Below are 20570 nucleotides of genomic sequence, written 5' to 3'. Positions count from 1 at the left end.
CCACTTTAAGTGATGGATGTCACGAAATAATAAGGAAATAATAGATGAAAGCGTTTACACAACTGAAAATTAAAGCGTTTTATGGTATAATATTATAGAAATTTTCTATACTCTTTTATTAGAGTTTGGAATGATTTGAATGAAAGAAAAGAGGCATTTTTAGAGTGCAAGATAATAATTTAATTGACGTTAATTTGACGTCTGAGATGAAGACAAGCTTTATCGATTATGCCATGAGTGTTATCGTGTCTCGTGCTCTCCCAGATGTTCGTGACGGTTTAAAACCTGTACAACGTCGTATTCTATATGGAATGAATGAGCTTGGGGTGACACCTGATAAGCCACATAAAAAATCTGCCCGTATTACCGGGGATGTCATGGGTAAATATCACCCACACGGAGACTCATCTATCTATGAAGCCATGGTTCGTATGGCGCAATGGTGGAGCTACCGTTACATGTTGGTTGACGGTCACGGGAACTTTGGTTCTATGGATGGTGATGGGGCTGCCGCTCAGCGTTATACTGAGGCGCGTATGTCTAAAATCGCCTTGGAAATGCTTCGTGATCTCAATAAGAATACCGTTGATTTTCAAGATAACTATGATGGATCAGAACGTGAGCCAATCGTTCTTCCGTCTCGTATTCCGAACCTTCTTGTCAATGGTGCGACAGGGATTGCCGTTGGTATGGCGACTAACATCCCACCACACAATTTGGCTGAAACGATTGATGCTGTCAAATTGATGATGGATAATCCTGAAGTCACAACACGTGAACTGATGGAAGTTCTTCCTGGTCCAGACTTTCCAACTGGTGGCTTGGTCATGGGGAAATCTGGTATTCACCGTGCATATGAAACTGGTAAGGGTTCTATTGTTCTTCGTTCGCGTACTGAAATTGAAACAACTAAATCAGGTCGTGAGCGTATTGTTGTCACTGAGTTTCCTTACATGGTCAATAAGACCAAGGTTCATGAACATATCGTTCGTTTAGCTCAAGAAAAACGTATTGAAGGGATTACAGCAGTCCGTGATGAGTCTTCTCGTGAAGGTGTACGCTTTGTCATCGAGGTGCGTCGTGATGCTTCTGCCAATGTTATCTTGAACAATTTGTTCAAATTAACGCAACTTCAGACTAACTTCAGCTTCAACATGTTGGCCATTGAAAAGGGTGTTCCTAAAATCCTTTCTTTGCGTCAAATCTTGGCTGACTATATTGCTCACCAACAAGAAGTTGTGGTTCGTCGTACACAGTTTGACAAGGATAAGGCTGAGGCACGTGCTCACATTTTAGAAGGTTTGTTGATTGCCCTTGATCATTTGGATGAAGTGATTACGATTATCCGTAACAGTCAAACTGATGCTGAGGCTCAAGCTGAGTTGATGGCTCGCTTCGAACTCACGGAACGTCAAAGTCAAGCTATTCTTGATATGCGTTTGCGTCGTTTGACAGGTTTGGAACGTGATAAGATTCAAAATGAGTACAATGATCTCTTGGCTCTGATTGCTGATTTAGCTGATATTTTGGCAAAACCAGAACGTGTCATTGCTATCATCAAGGAAGAATTGGACGAAAGCAAGCGTAAATTTGCAGATGCTCGCCGCACAGAGCTTATGGTCGGAGAAGTTATTTCTCTTGAAGATGAGGACCTCATCGAGGAAGAAGATGTTGTTGTCACTCTCTCAAATAAAGGGTATATTAAACGTTTAGCCCAAGACGAGTTCCGTTCACAAAAACGTGGTGGTCGCGGTGTCCAAGGTACTGGTGTTAACGATGATGACTTTGTTCGTGATATTGTCTCAACAAGCACTCATGATCACCTTTACTTCATGACTAATAAGGGGCGTGTATACCGTCTTAAGGGGTATGAAATCCCAGAATACGGTCGCACAGCCAAAGGCTTACCTATCGTCAATCTCTTGAAGTTGGACGAAGGTGAGACTATTCAAACAGTCATTAATGCCAAGAGTGATCAAGCTTCTGAAAATAATCACCTTGTCTTTGTAACTCGCCAAGGTCTAGTTAAACGTACAAAAGAAACGGAATTTAAGAACATTCGTCAAAATGGGTTGATTGCCTTGAAACTTAGAGAAGGTGACGAGCTAATCAATGTCTTCTTGACTACTGGTAATGAAGAAATTGTCATTGGTACTAAATTTGGTTACAGTGTACGCTTCAAAGAAGACACTATTCGAAGCATGAGTCGTATGGCTGCCGGTGTTAAAGGGGTAACTCTTCGTGATGGTGACCAAGTTGTTGGTGCAGCTGCCATTACAGAAGACCAAGAAGTCTTGATTATCACTGAAAAAGGTTACGGTAAGCGTACCTCAGCTACTGAATACCCAACGAAGGGTCGTGGTGGTAAAGGTATCAAGACTGCCAATATCACAGAGAAGAATGGTAACCTAGCAGGTATTGTAACAGTGTCTGGTGATGAGGATATCATGGTCATCACCGATACAGGTGTTATCATCCGTACTGCCGTTGCTAATATTTCACAAACTGGTCGTGCCACTCAAGGGGTTAAGGTCATGCGCTTGGATGACTCTGCTCGTATTGTAACCTTTGCTTTAGTTGAGCCAGAAGAAGTTGAACAAGCTTCCGAAGATCAAGAAAGTGGTGACAACTAATGAGCAAGGATAAGAAAAATAACGTAACAAAAAAACGCCGTAAGTGGCTTGATATTCTTCGCTGGGTGTTGATTGTTGTTCTCTTAGTTGTTGGTCTAGCCTTGATTTTCAATAAGTCTATTCGAAACACAGTGATTGCTTGGAATACAAATAAGTATCAAGTGAGCAAGGTTTCTAAAAAGACTATTGAGAAAAACAAGGAAGCTAAGACTAGCTTTGACTTTGATACCGTTAAATCAATTAGTACAGAGTCTGTCTTGCAGGCACAGATGGATGCTCAAGAGCTTCCTGTCGTTGGTGGTATTGCTATTCCAGAGGTAGGTATCAATCTCCCTATTTTCAAAGGACTAGGCAATACAGAGTTGACTTACGGTGCAGGAACGATGAAAGAGGATCAAGTCATGGGTGGTGAAAACAACTATTCACTAGCTAGCCACCACGTCTTTGGTATTGCCGGTGCATCTGATATGCTATTTTCACCGCTAGATAAGGCTAAGGAAGGTATGAAGATTTATCTTACGGATAAAAATAAAGTCTATACTTATGTTATTAGTGAGGTGAAGGTTGTTCAACCAACTGAAGTAGCAGTAGTTGATGATACACCTGGCAAGTCTGAAGTTACCCTTGTAACTTGTACGGATGCCGAAGCAACTCAGCGTACAATCGTCAAAGGTGAATTGAAATCACAGGTAGATTTTGATAAGGCAAGTTCAGATATTATTGAAGCCTTTAATAAGTCATACAATCAATTTCAAAGTTAAGAAAGGGCCTTCGGGCCTTTTTCAATGGAGGAAAATATGTTTTTAAATACAGTGCACCATGTTGCTATTATTGTTTCTGATTATGACTTGTCTCGAGATTTTTATGTCAATAAACTTGGTTTTGAGATTATTCGGGAAAATCACCGTCCGGAACGTCATGATTATAAGTTAGACCTACGCTGTGGAGGTATAGAACTTGAAATCTTCGGCAATAAGACCAGTGATCCGAACTATGTGGAGCCCCCAAAACGTCCGTCTTATCCTGAGGCATGTGGCTTACGTCATTTAGCTTTCAGAGTGACTAATATTGAAGAGGTCGTCCAAGAGTTAGAACAAAAGGGTATCTCCTGCCAACCTATTCGCAAGGACACTTTTACCGGTGAAAAGATGACTTTCTTTGCTGATCCAGATGGTCTTCCCTTGGAGTTGCACGAGTAGTTTTTTTAACCTTAATTTTTTAAGTCATGGTATAATAGGTGAACGGCTGAGCCTAGAGTCAGTCGTCCTTTAGGAGATTATGGAATACTATTCTATTTTCGAAAGGAAACACATATGAAATTGAAAAAACTTCTTGTTACTGGGATGGCTATATTGGCTTCAGTAACAGCCTTTACTTCGGTTGCTCAAGCAGCAACATCATCACAAGTCCAAAAGGTTATTGATGAATCTTATGTTCAACCAGACTATGTGATGGGGTATTCATTGTCGGAAGAGCAACGAAATGAAACCTTGAATTTATTAGGGTATGATAGTAGTAAGGATACTAATGTCAAGACCTTGACGACATCTGCTTACGCCAATATCATGAATGTCGCTGACGATTCTAGTCTTCAGCTATATTCTTCGGTTAAGCTTGCTAAGCTGGGTGCTAAGGAAACCTTGAGTGTAGAGATTGTGACACCGCAAAATATCACGAAAATCACTCCAGATATGTACCGTAATGCTGCCACGACACTTGGTATTGAACATGCTAAGATTACGGTAGCAGCACCAATTGCAGTTACAGGAGAAAGTGCCTTGGCTGGTATTTACTATTCCCTTGAGCAAAATGGGGCTAAAGTTTCAGATGAAAGCAAAGAGCTTGCGCAAGAGGAACTTAAAACCCTTTCTCAAATCAATGAGGAAAATTCTGGTAAGACTGACTATGATGCAGACAAGCTTAATGTAGCTATGACTGATATTAAGTCAGCTGTTGCTGATAAAGGGGATAAGTTGACTGAAGACCAAGCTAAAACGATTGTTCAGCAAACAATTAATAATTACAACTTGAATCTTTCTGATACGCAAATTAACCTTCTGGTGAATTTTGCTATGAATTTATCTAAGTCTTCAATCATTGATAGTGCTAGCTTTAAGTCAACCTTGAGTTCACTTAAAGATTCTATCGTTTCGAAAGCTGGTAATACTTTCTCTGGAATCAACCTAAACTTTAATGCCAACAAAGCGGTTGAGAACAGCAAAAATATTTTTGCACAAATCTGGCAAGCTATCGTAGATTTCTTTACAGGACTTTCTAAATAGTAAAAGAGCTATCCATTTGGATGGCTTTTTTCTATTTTTCAGAAAATATGTGAAATTCTATTGAAATTATTCCAACAATTGTGTAAAAGGTAAACATCAATTCAGATTATTCTGAAAATTTATTTTAGGAGATTCTCTTATGTCAGAAACAAATATATCTAGTCAGTCTACCTGGCGTAGTAAAATAAAAGCAATGGGACCTGGTATCCTAATGGCTTCAGCGGCCGTAGGTGGTTCCCACATCGTTTCATCAACTCAAGCGGGTGGTTCTTATGGATGGGCCTTGCTAGGCTTGGTTATTCTAGCTAACCTCTTTAAATACCCATTCTTCCGTTTTGGTGCTGAGTATACCGCAGATACGGGTAAAACCCTTGTTGAAGGTTATGCTGAGAAAGGTAAGTTCTATCTTTGGGTATTCTTCATTTTGAATGTCTTTTCAGCCTTGGTTAATACTGCAGGTGTTTCTATTCTTTGTTCAGCTATCATTGCTAGTGCCTTTCCAATGCTTGGTTTGAGTATTACAACATGGTCAATCATTTTGGTTGCAATCATTTGGGGTATGTTACTCTTTGGTGGTTACAAACTTCTTGATGGCATGGCTAAATGGATCATGTCAGCCTTGACTATCGCAACAGTAGCAGCAGTTATTATTGCAGCAATCAAACACCCAGAGTACAGTGCTGACTTCGTTGAAAACAAACCGTGGAAATTAGCAGCCCTTCCATTTATTGTTTCACTTCTTGGATGGATGCCAGCTCCAATTGAAATTTCAGCCATTAACTCACTTTGGTCAGCAGAGAAAAAGAAAACGGTTGATTTTAACACTGATGATGCCCTCTTTGACTTTAACGTTGGTTTCATCGGAACAGCTATTCTTGCAGTATTCTTTGTAGCACTCGGTGCGCTTATCCAGTATCCAACTGGTAAACCAGTAGAAGCAGCATCAGCTAAGTATATTGCTCAGTTTGTTGGTATGTATGCCTCAGTGCTTGGTGAGTGGTCACGCTATTTGATTACCTTTATCGCTTTCTTATGTATCTTTGGTACTGTGATTACTGTTATCGATGGTTATTCACGTGTTAACGAAATTTCTCTTCGTCTTTTGTTTAACCAAAAAGAAAAAAATCAAACACCATTGAATGTTTGGATGACATTGACAGCTATTCTTGGTCTCATCATTATTTTCTTCTTCCAAGGTCAAGTAGCAACAATGCTTCGTTTTGCCATGATTGGTTCATTCCTTACAACACCTTTCTTTGCGCTTTTGAATTATATACTTGTTACAAAAGCAAAGAGAGACCTTCCAACTTGGTTGAAAGGACTTGCTATTGCAGGTTTGATTTTCTTGTTCGGATTCGCCCTCTTCTTTATCTGGGCTTTGGCTATTGGTAAAGCAGGTTAATAGGATTAAACGGTTTCCATATGGAAGCTGTTTTTTATTTTAAAGGAGGGGGGAGGAGAGATTATACCCAAGAGAATACAAAAAAACCATTCCAATTGGAATGGCTTAACAACAAGATGTTGCTTATTTGAGACCGTATTTTTTGTTGAAACGATCCACGCGTCCGTCTGCTTGAGTGAATTTTTGACGGCCAGTGTAGAATGGGTGTGAATCTGATGAAATTTCTACACGGATAAGTGGATAAGTTTCACCTTCGAATTCAACTGTTTCATTTGAGTGTTTAGTTGAACCGCTAAGGAATTGGTAACCAGTAGTTGTGTCCATGAATACTACTTGACGGTAATCTGGATGGATATCTTTTTTCATGTTAAAATATTTCCTTTCTGCCATGGTACTTTCCGCACCATAGTTTTTTTAACTATTTTAGTTTATCAAAAGGTGGTCTTCTTGACAAGTCTTTTTTACTATTTTTTAGGAAATTCGCATTTTGTAAATGCCGCCTGTCTGAAAGCATCGATTATCTTTATCAACGATGATAGCTTCAAGATTTGGTTGTGAACTAACTTCCTGGAAAATGCGTTCTAGACTTGAGCCAAATAAACGTGTCGTCCAAATTTCACAATCGACTGAGAGGGATGAAATAATGGTAAGACTAGCTAGATTACTAGAGACAGGGTAGCCAGTTTGACTATCGAAAATATGATGATAGGTTTTGCCATTTATTTCAAAAGTGCGTTCATAGATTCCTGATGTGACAATAGACTGGTCTCTTATAGCAAGCACCATAAGATTTGTGTTTCTAGTCTCCTTGGGATTTTGAATACCAATCCGCCATTTTTTATCAGGATTATGGAGAGCTGGTCCAAAGGTTAGAACATTACCTCCAAGATTGATTAGGGCACTGGTCACTTTTTCTGCTTTAAGAAAATCTGCAATACGATCTGCAATATATCCTTTTGCCAGGGCACCAAGATCAATTTTCATCCCTTTTTCTTTGAGAAAAACGCTTTGATTTTCCTCGGATAGAACAATGGCATTGGGATTGATAATTTGCAGGAGCGGAGGAATTTCTTCAGGCAGAGGCAGTTTGGCATCCGAAAAACCAATGCGCCAAGTCTGAATGAGAGGTCCAATGGCAATGTTAAGGTGACTTTCAGGTTGGCAGCTATGCCATTTTCCAAGAGCAATAAGTTCAAAAAGCTCTGGGTGAACCGTCACCGAATGTAAGCCTGCTGCCTTGTTAATTTTCATGAGTTCGGAACTGTCGTCATTGGCTGAGAAGCGCTTATTGTAGGTATGTAGGAGTGCTTCAACCTGGTCTAGTAGGGGTTCTGGTTCTTCATGATAGATAGAGACGTCAATCACAGTTCCCATGAGACGTACACGACGATTAGTGAGTTGCATGGGCAACGGTATCCTTGATTTCTTGGTAGATTTGTTCGTTTTCGTCTAAGCTGTAGGAATTGGCACCACTAGCAAGTGGGTGGCCTCCACCGTCATGACGTTTAGCAATCTCATTGATGACAATGCTTTTACTGCGCAGACGTACACGGTAATGCCCTTCAGGCTGCTCTACGAAAATAGCCCAAGATTCGACGCAATCAATACGACCTGGAGTGCCAACAATTGCAGAACTTTCAGCATCAGTGACATTGAATTCATCCAAAATCTTTCGTGTCAAGACAACTCGAGTCGCACCATTTTCATCGACTTCTAGATTATCGAAAACATAACCTTGTAATTTAGCAATTTTGAATGGGAAACTATCCATACGACGAGCCATTGATGCAAAATCAAAGTCGTATTCACGAAGTTTAGCCGCAATTTGAAGTGTTTTAGGTGTCGTAGACGGAAAGAGGAAGCGACCTGTATCGCCAACAATACCATTGTAAAGAACACGGGCAGCGGCATCTGACAAGGAAAGGCCAAGAGTGAGAGCCCAGTCAGTCACAATTTCGCTGGCACTTGAAGCAGTCGTATCAACTAAGAGGAGGTCGCCGTAGGCATCGTCGTTAGGATGATGGTCGATTTTGATAAGAAAGTCCCCCTTATCAAAACGGTCGTCGTCGATACGAGGAGTGTTGGCTGTATCGGTAACAATAACAAGCGCTCCTTCATAGTCTTGGTCAGTTACCTTATCCATTTCAGCAATCCAAGATAAGGTAGGTTCATTGACACCTGTCGCAAGAACCTTTTTATCTGGAAAGTTTGTTTTTAAAATTTCCTTCAGTCCTACCTGACTACCAATGGCATCAGGGTCAGGTCTTTGGTGGCGGTGAATAATAATAGTGTCATGGGCTTTAATTTTTTCTAAAATAGCTTGAAATACAGTCATGAATGTCTCCTTGTGATTTTGTTTCTATTATATCATGAAACAATAGAAAAACGGTTAGCCTAGGCAAACCGTTATAAAATTAGATATCTTTATAGTCGACTTCAAGTCCACGTTTAACCGCTGGACGGTTGGCAATTTTTTCAGTCCATGCTTGAAGGTGCTTGTATTCTTTAACATCAAGGAAAATACCAGCCTTGTCCCAAATTTTATCTTGAGCAAGACGGCCATACCAAGACCAGATTGCGATATCAGCGATAGTGTATTCATCACCAGCAATATAAGGTTTGGTTGCTAATTCTTTATCTAGCAAGTCAAGTTGGCGTTTGGCTTCCATGGAAAAACGGTTGATGGCATAATCGATTTTTTCAGGTGCATAGTGGAAGAAGTGCCCAAAGCCACCACCTAAGAAGGGAGCAGCACCTGTTTGCCAAAAGAGCCAGTTGAGAACTTCCGTACGTTTTGCGTAATCAGTTGGAATGAGTTTTCCGAATTTTTCAGCCAAGTAAAGCAGGATGTTAGCTGATTCAAAGACACGAACCGGTTGGTCTTCAGAGTAATCCATCATGGCTGGAATCTTTGAGTTTGGATTGATCGAAACAAAGTCGGATCCGAATTGGTCACCATCACCAATCTTAATACGATAAGCGTCATAGCCCGCTTGAGTCACACCGAGTTCTTTCAGTTCTTCAAGCATGATAGTTGCCTTGATACCATTAGGTGTTGGAAGAGTATAGAGTTGGAAAGGTTGGTCACCTTTAGGTAAAGTTTGTTCAAAACGTGCACCAGCTGTAGGTTGATTGAGGCCGCCCCAGGCACCTCCCATAGAGGTTGGATTTTGCCAAACTTCTGTTAAAATATAGTCAGACATAAAGTTTCTCCTTGTATTCTTGATAGTTACATCCTAACAAAATGCTAATGGCATTTCAAGAATCTACTACGTCCTATTAGCGCGCCATCTTGACTTTTTCTATAAGAATGATAAGATAGTAAAAATTAATTTTTATCTGATAAAAACATATTGTTTAGAGAGGAAGAAAAGAATGACTGCTATTGATTTTCATAAGTTGGCAAAAACAGAACTGCACTGCCATTTGGATGGTTCTCTATCATTGGAAACTATTCGTCACCTAGCTGACTTAGCAAAGATTGAGTTACCTAAGGACGATGCGGAGCTCAGACACCATGTGACAGCCCCGGCTACCTGTGAGAGTCTCCTAGATTATCTAGAGGCTTTTGATTACATTCGTCCTTTGCTTCAAACAAAGGAAGCTTTGACCATTGCGGCTTATGATGTCGCTAAACAGGCTGCTCTTGAAAATGTTATCTATATTGAAGTGCGTTTTGCTCCCGAATTGTCAATGGATAAGGGGTTGACTGTCGCTGAAACCATTGATGCCGTTTGTCAAGGCTTACGTCAAGCTCAAGAAGAATTTGGAATTGTAGCTAAGGCCCTAGTTTGTGGCATGCGTCAATCAAATCAAGATTTAACGGCTCGTATTCTTAATGAAGCAAATAAGTTTGAAGATAGTGACTTTGTTGGTTTTGATTTTGCCGGAGATGAGCATCATTATGGACCTAAAGCGATTAAACCTCTAATTGAACAAGTCCAAAGTTACAACCGTCCGATGACTTTTCATGCTGGTGAGTGTGGTTGCCCAGCCTTTTTGGCTGAGTCAATTGCTATGGGAATTAAGCGTAATGGTCATGCAACGATCCTGGCTCAAGAGCCTGAGCTTCTGGAAGAGTTTGTCAAAAATGGTGTCACAGGAGAGTTATGTTTAACAAGTAATCTGCAGACTAAAGCAGCCGTTACAGTTGCTGATTTTCCTTATCTAAAAATGAAAGCAGCAGGTGCGAATATTACCATTAATACGGACAATCGTACCGTTTCTGATACAAACTTAACCAAGGAATACGAACTCTATCACAAGCATTTTGATAGCTCAGTGCAAGACTTTTATGCTCATAATAAGACGGCAATCGAAGCTTCATTTGCTAGTGACGAGGAGAAAGAAGAACTTCTTGAAAAATTGGCTAAAGCCTATTCATAAGAAGCTATTAGACTGGTGAAACGTTATCAGGGTGATAAGATTGAACCATTTGAAACACAAGTCAAACCTATTATAAAAATAAGGGAGTGAGGCGAACTTTTTTCAAAAATTGTTCAGTCTCCCTCCCTTTTACGCTTAGAATTATGATAAAATAAGTACAATACATATTTTAGAGGAGACTGGTTTGGCACAACTTTATTTTCGCTATGGCACTATGAATTCTGGGAAATCCATTGAAATTCTTAAGGTTGCCTATAATTACGAAGAACAAGGAAAACCAGTAGTATTGTTGACCAGTCGTTTGGATAATCGAGATGGGGTCGGCTATATCTCTAGTCGTATTGGCATGAAACGGAAGGCATATCCTATTGGTGATGATACGGATATTTTTGGTTACATTGCTAATATGGATCCACGACCTTACTGTGTTTTAGTTGATGAGGCTCAGTTTTTGACCCGTGCGAATGTCTATGATTTGGCACGAATTGTTGATGAGTTAGATATCCCAGTGATGGCTTTTGGTCTCAAAAATGATTTTCAGAACAATCTCTTTGAAGGTTCTAAATACCTTTTGCTTTTGTCTGATAAGATTGATGAGATCAAGACCATTTGTCATTATTGCTCGAGAAAGGCAACCATGGTTCTTCGTATGGAAGATGGGAAGCCAGTTTATGAGGGAGCACAAGTTCAAATTGGAGGACACGAGAGTTATATCTCTGTTTGCCGAAAGCACTGGTTTAATCCACCTCACGAAAACATAATCCCTTTGAATAAGGACTAAAAATGACTATTAGTTATAATAAGGAGAAAAGATAACAGATGAATATTTATGATCAGTTACAAGCGGTTGAAGACCGCTATGAGGAATTGGGTGAATTGCTTAGTGACCCTGAAGTAGTTTCAGACACTAAACGGTTCATGGAGTTGTCACGTGAAGAAGCAAATACTCGTGAAACTGTGACAGCTTACCGTGAGTACAAGCAAGTCATCCAAAGTATCTCAGATGCTGAAGAGATGATTAAGGAAGCAAGCGGTGATCCTGACTTGGAAGAAATGGCTAAGGAAGAACTCAAAGAATCCAAAGCCGCTAAGGAAGAGTACGAAGAACGTTTGAAAATTCTTCTTTTGCCAAAAGACCCTAATGATGACAAGAATATTATCCTTGAAATCCGTGGGGCTGCAGGTGGTGATGAAGCTGCCTTGTTTGCGGGTGACCTTCTAGCTATGTACCAAAAATACGCAGAAACACAAGGTTGGCGCTTTGAGGTTATGGAAGCCTCTTATAATGGTGTCGGTGGTATCAAAGAAGTGGTTGCCATGGTTTCAGGGCAATCCGTGTATTCTAAACTCAAATATGAATCAGGAGCACACCGTGTGCAACGTGTGCCTGTGACTGAAAGTCAAGGTCGTGTTCATACCTCTACAGCAACTGTTTTGGTTATGCCAGAAGTTGAAGAAGTAGAGTACGAAATTGACCCTAAGGACCTTCGTGTCGATATCTATCACGCTTCTGGTGCCGGTGGTCAGAACGTCAATAAGGTTGCGACTGCGGTTCGTATGGTTCACATTCCTACTGGAATCAAAGTAGAGATGCAAGAAGAACGTACACAACAGAAGAACCGTGATAAAGCTATGAAGATTATCCGTGCGCGTGTTGCGGACCACTTTGCACAAATCGCTCAAGATGAACAAGATGCTGAGCGTAAATCGACTGTTGGTACAGGGGATCGTTCAGAGCGTATCCGTACTTACAACTTCCCGCAAAACCGTGTAACTGATCACCGTATTGGTTTGACCCTTCAAAAGCTTGATACAATTCTAGCTGGTAAATTAGATGAAGTTGTGGATGCCTTGGTTCTTTATGATCAAACTCAAAAATTGGAAGAGCTTAACAAATGATTTTAGCGGATGTCCTGGATGACTATGAGAAGCAGCTTGATGCTGTTGGTGAAGAGCCAGAGGCCCTTTCCTTCGTTTATCGTGGTTTGAAGCAATGGGACTTGACTCATTTTGTTCTTCAATTGCGTCAAGAAGTTTCAGAGGAAGATGCAGAGTTGTTAGCTTATGTATTCAGCCAACTAATGAATCACAAGCCTGCTCAGTATATTTTGGGCTATGAAGACTTTCATGGCTTGCGTTTTCAGGTTGATGAGCGTGTCTTGATTCCACGTCCTGAAACTGAGGAACTAGTGGATTTGATTTTAGCGGAAAACCCTAGCTCAGAGCTCAAGATTCTTGATATCGGAACTGGGAGTGGTGCTATTTCGGTATCTCTGAAAAAGAGTTGCCCCTTTTGGCAAGTAACAGCTAGTGACTTGTCAGCTGACGCCTTAGTACTTGCTAAAGAGAATGCTATACTAAATCAGGTAGACATTAGCTTTGTGCAATCGGATGTTTTCGAAAATACTTCTGGTAGTTTTGATATCATTGTGTCAAATCCTCCCTATATTTCTGAAAATGATAAGAACGAAGTTGGTACTAATGTTTTGGCTAGCGAGCCCAAAATGGCTCTGTTTGCTGATGAAGAGGGACTTGCTATTTATAGACAGATTATTGAGGACGCAGACAAGTATTTAACTCCAAAAGGAAAGCTCTACTTTGAAATTGGCTATAAGCAGGGCCGTGATTTGAAGAAACTCTTGTCTCTACATTTTCCTGATAAGCGTGTGCGTGTTCTTAAGGACCAATTTGGGCAAGATAGAATGGTCGTGATGGATGATGAAAAGTAATAAAGTGTTAAGAGAAATCTTGGCTGACGGTGGAGCAGTTGTCCTTCCTACAGAGACTGTTTATGGTCTATTTGCTAAGGCTTTAGATGAGCAAGCTGTTGACCATGTTTATGAGCTAAAAAATCGTCCCAGAGATAAAGCCATGAATTTGAATGTCGCTTCTTATGAAGATATCTTGTCCTATTCAAAAGATCAACCCAAGTATTTGAAACAATTGTATGATGCTTTTTTGCCTGGACCTTTGACTATCATTTTAAAGGCTAATGATCAAGTCCCTAAGTGGATTAATTCAGGATTGGCGACAGTTGGCTTCCGTTTGCCAGACCATCCTGTCACTAGAGAGCTGATTCAAGCGGAAGGGCCTTTGATTGGTCCATCTGCTAATAAGTCTGGGAAGGCTAGTGGTCGTTATTTCGACGATATTAGAGTACAATTTGATTTTCAGGTGACTGGCTATCAAGATGATGATGCCTTGTTAGGTGTAGATTCGACGATTTTGGATTTGTCTGTTTCACCTGCTAGGATTCTCAGACAAGGGAAAATTACAAAAGAAGACCTATTGGCGGCTCTACCAGAGTTGACCATAGAATAAATGACTAACAGAGACCTATGGAAGTGTGAGATAACTTCCAACTATATGTGGGTGAGTTGATTGAAACCCCCTTAGACCTCAAAGGAGACCTCTATGATTTTTGATAAAGAAGATTACAAAGCATTTGACCCTGAACTATGGAACGCCATCGATGCTGAGGCTGAACGTCAGCAAAACAATATTGAGTTGATTGCCTCTGAGAACGTGGTATCTAAAGCTGTAATGGCTGCTCAAGGAACACTCTTGACTAACAAGTACGCAGAAGGCTATCCAGGTAAACGTTACTATGGTGGTACAGACGTGATTGATGTGGTTGAGTCACTTGCTATTGAGCGTGCCAAAGAACTTTTTGGAGCAAAATTTGCCAACGTGCAACCTCACTCAGGTAGCCAAGCTAATGCAGCAGTTTACATGTCTTTGATTCAACCAGGTGATACGGTTATGGGAATGGATTTGTCAGCGGGTGGTCACTTGACACATGGTGCACCAGTTAGCTTCTCTGGTAAGACCTATAACTTTGTGGCTTACAACGTTGATAAAGAAACTGAACTCCTTGATTACGATGCTATTCTCGCTCAAGCTAAAGAAGTACAACCAAAACTCATCGTTGCTGGGGCTTCAGCTTACTCACGTATCATTGATTTTGCTAAATTCCGTGAAATTGCTGATGCTGTAGGTGCCTACCTCATGGTAGATATGGCTCACATTGCTGGTCTTGTAGCCTCTGGTCATCATCCAAGTCCAGTTCCTCATGCACATGTGACAACTACAACAACTCACAAGACGCTTCGTGGTCCTCGCGGTGGTTTGATTTTGACTGATGATGAAGATATCGCTAAGAAATTGAATTCCGCGGTCTTCCCTGGTTTGCAAGGTGGTCCATTGGAACACGTTATTGCTGCTAAGGCTGTTGCTCTTAAAGAAGCACTTGACCCTGCCTTTAAGGAATATGGGGAAAATGTTATCAAGAACGCAGCTGCCATGGCTGACGTTTTCAATCAACATCCAGATTTCCGTGTTATCTCAGGTGGAACTAACAATCACCTCTTCTTGGTTGATGTTACTAAAGTTGTTGAAAATGGTAAAGTTGCACAAAACGTTCTTGAAGAAGTTAATATTACTTTGAATAAGAATGGTATTCCTTACGAGCAATTGTCTCCATTCAAGACATCAGGTATCCGTGTTGGTAGTCCAGCCATCACAAGTCGTGGTATGGGTGAAGCTGAGAGCCGTAAAATTGCTGAATTAATGGTTGAAGCTTTGGAAAATCACGATAAACCTGAAGTTTTGGAACGCATTCGTGGAGAAGTTAAAGCTCTTACAGATGCCTTCCCACTCTATTAAAAACTATGTTAGATTTATATATTAAACGCATTATCATTCACCAGTTTTCGCCAAATGATACGGAGCTGGTTTTAGCCGAAGGGCCTCTTGAAATAACGCCACGCTTAGATGAGTATTTTCGAAAGAAACTCTCTAAAGTTTTCTCAGATGAGGCTAAACGTGGTTTTTTCGATGCAGAGAATGTTTTCATCAGTCATATAGGAGATGATTTGATGGAAAGTTCAGTTAAGATTGCCCAACTTTGGAAGGAAGAATTTGTCATTTCTGAAGATCAAAAGACCAATGATTTGGTCTTTATTCAGTTTGACAAAGAAGGGCAAGAATATTTTGCTTTCTTGCGTATTGCTCTCAAGGATAGTTTGATTCATTCTTTGGGAGATAGCCAACATCCTATTCAATTGTCACAAAATAATTTGCCTTCTGCGGCCCAGACACCTGATGAAGCTTTGGTAATCAATCGTAGTAGTAAGCAGTATTATTTGATTGAAAAGCGAATCAAACATAATGGAAGCTTTGCCAATTATTTCTCTGAGAATCTCTTGCAGGTCCAACCTGAGCAGTCTGTAAAAAAATCAATTAAGATGGTCGAAGATACTGCTCAGAAGATTGCCGAGAATTTTAATCAGGATGACTTTAACTTCCAAGGAAAAATGAAATCAGCTATTTTTAATAACCTGGAAGAAGACCAAGAGTTGTCACCTGAAAAATTGGCAGATCAGCTCTTTGATAATAATTTGACGGCTCGTTTGTCTTTCGTTGATGAACTCAAAGAGGCCATACCTGAACCTATCTCAGTATCAGATATTGACCATTCACGTCAAATTAAGAAATTGGAAAATCAAAAATTATCGTTATCGAACGGAATTGAGTTAATCGTGCCTAATAATGTTTATCAGGATGCCGATAGTGTTGAATTTATTCAAAATCCTGATGGCACCTACTCTATTCTCATCAAAAATATCGAGGATATCATCAATAAATAATATGTTTAAATGGATAAGACGTCTGGCGGTTTTTGTCGTAGTCCTCATCATAGGTATCCAATGTTATCGAATCCATGCCAATGTTCAACATGTCTTAACCTATGAATCCATGGTTAAGGAGGTATTGGCTGAGGACGATATTGATAATACAACCAATGTCGATTTGGTGTTGGCTATGATCTACACAGAAACCAAGGGGAAGACAGATGACGTGATGCAGTCCAGTGAAAGTTCTACAGGAGTGACTAACTCCATCACAGATCGAAAAGAAAGTATTCGTCAAGGGGTGACGGTGCTGTCAGAAAATCTGGAAGAAGCTGCTCATCATAAGGTGGATCCTTGGACAGCAGTACAAGCTTATAATTTTGGTAAGGCCTATATCGATTATGTGGCTGATAATGGTGGAGTTAACACCGTCGAATTAGCAAAAGCTTATTCAAAAAATGTCGTTGCTCCGAGTCTAGGAAATATCAGTGGAGAAACTTACACCTATTACCAACCGGTTGCCATGTACTATGGTGGCGGAAAACTTTATACAAATGGCGGAAATATTTATTACGCCAAAGAAGTGCAGTTTAACCTCTTTTTGATGCGTATGTTCTCTCGTCTCTAAGAGGATACGCTTCATTCTTAAGGAAAGACAAATGAAAGCATTATTAGTTTATTTCAAAGGATATGTCAAAGACAGTATCCTGGGACCCGTTTTTAAATTAATCGAAGCCAGTTTCGAACTTTTGGTCCCACTAGTCATTGCTGGAATTGTCGACACAACTATTCCCAATAAAGACAAAAATCATCTCTTTTTGATGATTTTTGTCTTGTTTGGACTTGCCGTTATTGGTGTTGTCGTTGCTATTTCAGCACAGTATTTTTCATCAAGAGCAGCAGTTGGTTATGCGCGAGTGTTGACTAATGACCTCTATGCGAAAATCATGCGTTTATCAAAGGAAAAGCGGGATGAGATTGGAACGTCAAGTTTGGTAACACGCCTGACTGGTGATACCTTTCAAATCCAAACAGGGATAAATCAATTTTTGAGGCTCTTTTTGAGGGCACCAATTATTGTGACAGGAGCCATTATTATGGCATTCCGAATCAGTCCACGCTTGACCCTCTGGTTTCTTGGTATGGTCTTGGTATTGACCTTTATTATTGTACTAGCTAGTCGCATCGTCAATCCTTTATATGCCAAGATTCGAGTGATTAATGAGTCAATTGTTACTAATACGCGCCAACAACTTGAAGGTATAAGGGTTATTCGTGCCTTTGGTCAGAGTGAGCGTGAATTAGATAACTTCACGACTGTAAATAAAGACCTGAAGAAGTGGCAACTCAAAACAGGCGTGATAGCAAGTCTCATTGGTCCTTTGACTTTCCTAGTTGTTAATATGACTTTGATTGCTGTCCTTTGGCAAGGAAATCTGCAAATTCAAGGGGGACTCCTGTCTCAAGGGATGCTGATTGCTCTGGTCAATTATCTCTTACAAATTTTGACGGAGCTTCTTAAATTGGCTATGATGTTGACCAATCTTAACCAGAGCTTTATTTCGGCGAAAAGGGTACAAGCTATTTTTGAACTCCAAGATGAGGATATTGAGGCACCTTTAGAAGTCCGAACTTCAAGTCAGGCTTCAACTGTGCTAGCTATTGACCACATGACCTTTACCTATCCGACAGCTAGTCAACCGTCACTAAAAGAGATTGATTTAAAGATTGCTAGAGGTGAGTCACTGGGTATTATTGGTGGTACTGGTTCGGGTAAATCGACCTTGGTAAACTTAATCATGAACTTATATCAACCTCAGATTGGTTCTTTAGCTATTTTCAAAAATCAACAATCACCAAAAAATCTTAAAGAGTGGCGTTCTTGGGTTGCTTATGTCCCACAAAAAGCTGAGTTATTTAGGGGAACCATTCGTTCAAACTTGTCACTAGGACTTGACTACGAACCGAGTGAGCAAGAACTCTGGCATGCGCTTGACATGGCTCAGGCTGCTGATTTTGTAAGAGATAAGGACCTTGGTTTAGATGAGCCAGTTGAGTCATTTGGCCGTAATTTTTCGGGGGGTCAACGTCAACGTTTGACTATTGCGCGTGCGCTGATGAGACCAGCACCATTCTTGATTTTGGATGACTCCACCTCAGCCCTAGATTACTTGACTGAAAGTCGCCTACTAGCGGCTATCAGAGACAATCTTAAATCAACGAGTTTGATTATTATTTCGCAAAGAACAAATAGTCTAAAAGCTGTTGATCAAATTTTGGTGCTTGATAAGGGACATCAAGTTGGCTTGGGTAATCATGAAGAATTGCTTGCCACAAATAAACTCTATCAAGACATTCATTATTCTCAACATCAAAAGGAGGTCGCTGATGAAGGCTAGAAATAATAAATCAACGCTTAAACGTTTAAGTAGAGATATCTTAAGTCAGCGTTACCTCTTTGCCTTAGCAACTGTTGGGACCATTATTCAAGTTGCCTTAACGGTTTACTTACCTATCTTAATTGGTGATGCAGTGGACGCTGTTCTTAAGATGAACGCCGTTCTATTGATGTCACGTTTAATTTGGCAGATGCTTGTAGTTATCTTAGCTAATAGTGCAATCCAGTGGCTTAACCCTCTGATTTATAATCGATTGATTTATTCATATAGCGAAAGTTTACGTGAACGAGTCATGATGAAAATTCATGCTATGCCACTTAGTTACCTTGATCGTCAAGGAACTGGAGACATGGTTAGCCGTGTGACTACAGATAGCGATCAGTTAAACAACGGACTTCTCATGGTCTTTAACCAATTTTTCGTTGGGCTTTTGACTATCTTTGTCATAATCATTACCATGGCTCGCTTAGACTGGTTCATGATGCTCTTAGTTCTAGTGATGACGCCTCTGTCAATGCTTGTGGCACGTTTTATCGCAAAGAAGAGCTATCAACTCTATCGCAATCAAACTAAATGGCGAGGTATGCAGACTCAGTTGATTGAGGAAAGTCTGACTCAAGAAGCTTTAGTACAGAGTCTAAATGCTCAAGACCAGATGGTTAGGAGTTTTAAAGACGTCAATGGTAAGTATGCTGATTATTCACAGGGTGCTATCTTTTATTCGTCAGCGGTTAACCCAGCTACACGTTTTGTCAATAGTCTGATTTATGCTCTTATTGCAGGTGTTGGTGCCTATCGAATCATGTCGGGTGGTGCTTTCACAGTGGGACAATTGACTACCTTCCTAAATTATGTGACTCAGTATACGAAACCTTTTAATGATATCTCATCTGTTCTATCTGAACTTCAAAGTGCTTTGGCCTGTGCTGATCGCCTTTATATGATATTGGATGAAGAGGAAATAACAGAAACAGGTAAGGCGGTCTTGGAAGAAGCAGATGTGCAGGGACGTTTTCAATTTGATCATGTCCAGTTTGGCTATTTGCCTAATAAACCTCTTATCAAGGATTTGAGCATTGATATCCCTGCCGCAAGTACTGTTGCCATTGTTGGTCCAACAGGAGCGGGGAAATCTACCTTGATTAACCTACTTATGCGTTTCTATGATTTGGATAAGGGGAACATTCTACTGGACGGTAGACCTATTACAGATTATACTCGTGAGAGTCTTCGGAAACAGATTGGGATGGTTTTGCAGGAAACTTGGCTTGAGGTCGGCACTATTCATGATAATATTGCCTATGGAAATCCAGAAGCCAGTCGTGAAGAAGTCATAGCAGCGGCCAAGGCTGCCAATGCTGATTTCTTTATTCAGCAGTTGCCTCAAGGCTACGACACCTACTTGAATGATGCGGGGCAATCCCTTTCTCAGGGACAACGTCAGCTTTTGACCATTGCTCGCATATTTGTCAATGTGCCTAAAATCTTAATTTTGGATGAAGCCACTTCTAGTATCGATACTCGTACAGAGCTTCTCATTCAAGAGGCCTTCGCTAAATTAATGAAATGTCGAACAAGTTTCATCATTGCCCATCGATTATCTACCATAGAGAATGCGGACCTTATTTTGGTCATGAATAATGGGGATATCGTTGAACACGGAACCCATGAACAACTGATGCAAGCTAAGGGAATGTACTATCGTATGCAGACGGCCCAAAAGACACAAAATAGTTAAATCCGACAGAGCTTTTAAGCTCTGTTTTTTTGATTTTAGCCAATCATGTATCACGGAAACTTATTAATGAAAAAGAAATGAAATTTAGTTATTTTTT

General features: G+C 40.4%; 19 protein-coding genes. 15 read left to right on the top strand and 4 right to left on the bottom strand.

Annotated features, from left to right (window positions below; all coding sequences use genetic code 11):
• Window positions 1-164 precede the first annotated feature (164 nt).
• The 5 genes from gyrA (at window position 165) to H7T98_RS04365 (ending at window position 6317) form a co-directional block, all read left to right on the top strand.
• The gene (gene gyrA, locus H7T98_RS04385; RefSeq protein ID WP_048790444.1) at window positions 165-2633 is read left to right on the top strand and encodes a DNA gyrase subunit A; all 2469 of its coding nucleotides are present in this window, start codon (window positions 165-167) and stop codon (window positions 2631-2633) included.
• Window positions 2633-3394 (top strand): class A sortase, encoded by a 762-nt coding sequence (locus H7T98_RS04380; RefSeq protein ID WP_037600766.1) that lies wholly within the window; start codon window positions 2633-2635, stop codon window positions 3392-3394. Before gyrA ends, H7T98_RS04380 begins: the two co-directional genes overlap by 1 nt.
• 36 nt (window positions 3395-3430) lie before the next feature.
• Window positions 3431-3832 (top strand): VOC family protein, encoded by a 402-nt coding sequence (locus H7T98_RS04375; RefSeq protein ID WP_048790443.1) that lies wholly within the window; start codon window positions 3431-3433, stop codon window positions 3830-3832.
• Window positions 3833-3946: 114 nt separating this feature from the next.
• A complete protein-coding gene (locus tag H7T98_RS04370) occupies window positions 3947-4915 on the top strand; it encodes a DUF1002 domain-containing protein (protein WP_201041753.1) in 969 nt (322 codons plus the stop codon).
• A 139-nt stretch (window positions 4916-5054) separates the two neighbouring features.
• The gene (locus H7T98_RS04365; protein WP_201041755.1) at window positions 5055-6317 is read left to right on the top strand and encodes an NRAMP family divalent metal transporter; all 1263 of its coding nucleotides are present in this window, start codon (window positions 5055-5057) and stop codon (window positions 6315-6317) included.
• 123 nt (window positions 6318-6440) lie between these two features.
• On the opposite strand, the gene H7T98_RS04360 is transcribed toward H7T98_RS04365, so the two are convergent.
• The 4 genes from H7T98_RS04360 to yghU form a co-directional block, all read right to left on the bottom strand.
• Complete coding sequence (locus tag H7T98_RS04360) at window positions 6441-6683, bottom strand: type B 50S ribosomal protein L31 (protein WP_003093591.1); 243 nt, start codon at window positions 6681-6683, stop codon at window positions 6441-6443.
• Between the two features lie 105 nt (window positions 6684-6788).
• A complete protein-coding gene (locus H7T98_RS04355) occupies window positions 6789-7721 on the bottom strand; it encodes an FAD:protein FMN transferase (protein WP_201041757.1) in 933 nt (310 codons plus the stop codon).
• Entirely contained in the window at window positions 7708-8652 is a 945-nt protein-coding gene (locus tag H7T98_RS04350) for a DHH family phosphoesterase (protein ID WP_201061357.1), read from the bottom strand. Before H7T98_RS04350 ends, H7T98_RS04355 begins: the two co-directional genes overlap by 14 nt.
• A 79-nt stretch (window positions 8653-8731) precedes the next feature.
• The gene (yghU, locus tag H7T98_RS04345) at window positions 8732-9520 is read right to left on the bottom strand and encodes a glutathione-dependent disulfide-bond oxidoreductase (protein ID WP_201061355.1); all 789 of its coding nucleotides are present in this window, start codon (window positions 9518-9520) and stop codon (window positions 8732-8734) included.
• 172 nt (window positions 9521-9692) lie between these two features.
• On the opposite strand from yghU, the gene add reads away from it, so the two are divergent.
• From add to H7T98_RS04295, 10 genes are all read left to right on the top strand, one after another.
• Window positions 9693-10703 carry an adenosine deaminase gene (gene add / locus H7T98_RS04340; protein WP_201061353.1) on the top strand — a complete coding sequence of 337 codons (1011 nt, stop codon included), beginning with the start codon at window positions 9693-9695 and terminating at the stop codon, window positions 10701-10703.
• A 184-nt stretch (window positions 10704-10887) separates the two neighbouring features.
• Window positions 10888-11484 (top strand): thymidine kinase, encoded by a 597-nt coding sequence (locus tag H7T98_RS04335; RefSeq protein ID WP_073689818.1) that lies wholly within the window; start codon window positions 10888-10890, stop codon window positions 11482-11484.
• A gap of 38 nt (window positions 11485-11522) precedes the next feature.
• Window positions 11523-12602 carry a peptide chain release factor 1 gene (prfA, locus tag H7T98_RS04330; RefSeq protein WP_002891161.1) on the top strand — a complete coding sequence of 360 codons (1080 nt, stop codon included), beginning with the start codon at window positions 11523-11525 and terminating at the stop codon, window positions 12600-12602.
• On the top strand, window positions 12599-13432 hold the full coding sequence (prmC, locus tag H7T98_RS04325) for a peptide chain release factor N(5)-glutamine methyltransferase (RefSeq protein ID WP_201061351.1): 834 nt from the start codon (window positions 12599-12601) through the stop codon (window positions 13430-13432). Before prfA ends, prmC begins: the two co-directional genes overlap by 4 nt.
• Complete coding sequence (locus tag H7T98_RS04320; protein ID WP_060972471.1) at window positions 13419-14024, top strand: L-threonylcarbamoyladenylate synthase; 606 nt, start codon at window positions 13419-13421, stop codon at window positions 14022-14024. Before prmC ends, H7T98_RS04320 begins: the two co-directional genes overlap by 14 nt.
• Window positions 14025-14117: 93 nt before the next feature.
• On the top strand, window positions 14118-15368 hold the full coding sequence (gene glyA, locus H7T98_RS04315; RefSeq protein WP_002891158.1) for a serine hydroxymethyltransferase: 1251 nt from the start codon (window positions 14118-14120) through the stop codon (window positions 15366-15368).
• Between the two features lie 5 nt (window positions 15369-15373).
• Window positions 15374-16351, top strand: a complete 978-nt coding sequence (locus H7T98_RS04310; protein WP_201061349.1) for a nucleoid-associated protein — start codon at window positions 15374-15376, stop codon at window positions 16349-16351.
• A 1-nt stretch (window position 16352) separates the two neighbouring features.
• Window positions 16353-16964 (top strand): lysozyme family protein, encoded by a 612-nt coding sequence (locus H7T98_RS04305; RefSeq protein ID WP_175061333.1) that lies wholly within the window; start codon window positions 16353-16355, stop codon window positions 16962-16964.
• Between the two features lie 31 nt (window positions 16965-16995).
• Entirely contained in the window at window positions 16996-18735 is a 1740-nt protein-coding gene (locus H7T98_RS04300; protein WP_201061347.1) for an ABC transporter ATP-binding protein, read from the top strand.
• On the top strand, window positions 18725-20473 hold the full coding sequence (locus tag H7T98_RS04295; RefSeq protein ID WP_037597896.1) for an ABC transporter ATP-binding protein: 1749 nt from the start codon (window positions 18725-18727) through the stop codon (window positions 20471-20473). The genes H7T98_RS04300 and H7T98_RS04295 overlap by 11 nt, the downstream gene beginning before the upstream one ends.
• The last annotated feature ends 97 nt before the right edge of the window (window positions 20474-20570 follow it).

Source organism: Streptococcus sp. 23.2 (genome assembly GCF_016648665.1).
GTDB lineage: Bacteria > Bacillota > Bacilli > Lactobacillales > Streptococcaceae > Streptococcus > Streptococcus salivarius_E.
Note: the sequence above shows the minus strand (reverse complement) of the source record. Positions and strands in the feature narration are given on the sequence as shown.

Bases quoted from the DNA above. Each gene is read 5' to 3' on its own strand.
- H7T98_RS04380 (WP_037600766.1), top strand. From the start codon at position 2,633: ATGAGCAAGGATAAGAAAAATAACGTAACAAAAAAACGCCGTAAGTGG.
- H7T98_RS04375 (WP_048790443.1), top strand. From the start codon at position 3,431: ATGTTTTTAAATACAGTGCACCATGTTGCTATTATTGTTTCTGATTAT.
- H7T98_RS04370 (WP_201041753.1), top strand. From the start codon at position 3,947: ATGAAATTGAAAAAACTTCTTGTTACTGGGATGGCTATATTGGCTTCA.
- H7T98_RS04365 (WP_201041755.1), top strand. From the start codon at position 5,055: ATGTCAGAAACAAATATATCTAGTCAGTCTACCTGGCGTAGTAAAATA.
- H7T98_RS04360 (WP_003093591.1), bottom strand. From the start codon at position 6,683: ATGAAAAAAGATATCCATCCAGATTACCGTCAAGTAGTATTCATGGAC.
- H7T98_RS04355 (WP_201041757.1), bottom strand. From the start codon at position 7,721: ATGCAACTCACTAATCGTCGTGTACGTCTCATGGGAACTGTGATTGAC.
- H7T98_RS04350 (WP_201061357.1), bottom strand. From the start codon at position 8,652: ATGACTGTATTTCAAGCTATTTTAGAAAAAATTAAAGCCCATGACACT.
- yghU (WP_201061355.1), bottom strand. From the start codon at position 9,520: ATGTCTGACTATATTTTAACAGAAGTTTGGCAAAATCCAACCTCTATG.
- add (WP_201061353.1), top strand. From the start codon at position 9,693: ATGACTGCTATTGATTTTCATAAGTTGGCAAAAACAGAACTGCACTGC.
- prfA (WP_002891161.1), top strand. From the start codon at position 11,523: ATGAATATTTATGATCAGTTACAAGCGGTTGAAGACCGCTATGAGGAA.
- prmC (WP_201061351.1), top strand. From the start codon at position 12,599: ATGATTTTAGCGGATGTCCTGGATGACTATGAGAAGCAGCTTGATGCT.
- H7T98_RS04320 (WP_060972471.1), top strand. From the start codon at position 13,419: ATGATGAAAAGTAATAAAGTGTTAAGAGAAATCTTGGCTGACGGTGGA.
- glyA (WP_002891158.1), top strand. From the start codon at position 14,118: ATGATTTTTGATAAAGAAGATTACAAAGCATTTGACCCTGAACTATGG.
- H7T98_RS04310 (WP_201061349.1), top strand. From the start codon at position 15,374: ATGTTAGATTTATATATTAAACGCATTATCATTCACCAGTTTTCGCCA.
- H7T98_RS04305 (WP_175061333.1), top strand. From the start codon at position 16,353: ATGTTTAAATGGATAAGACGTCTGGCGGTTTTTGTCGTAGTCCTCATC.
- H7T98_RS04300 (WP_201061347.1), top strand. From the start codon at position 16,996: ATGAAAGCATTATTAGTTTATTTCAAAGGATATGTCAAAGACAGTATC.
- H7T98_RS04295 (WP_037597896.1), top strand. From the start codon at position 18,725: ATGAAGGCTAGAAATAATAAATCAACGCTTAAACGTTTAAGTAGAGAT.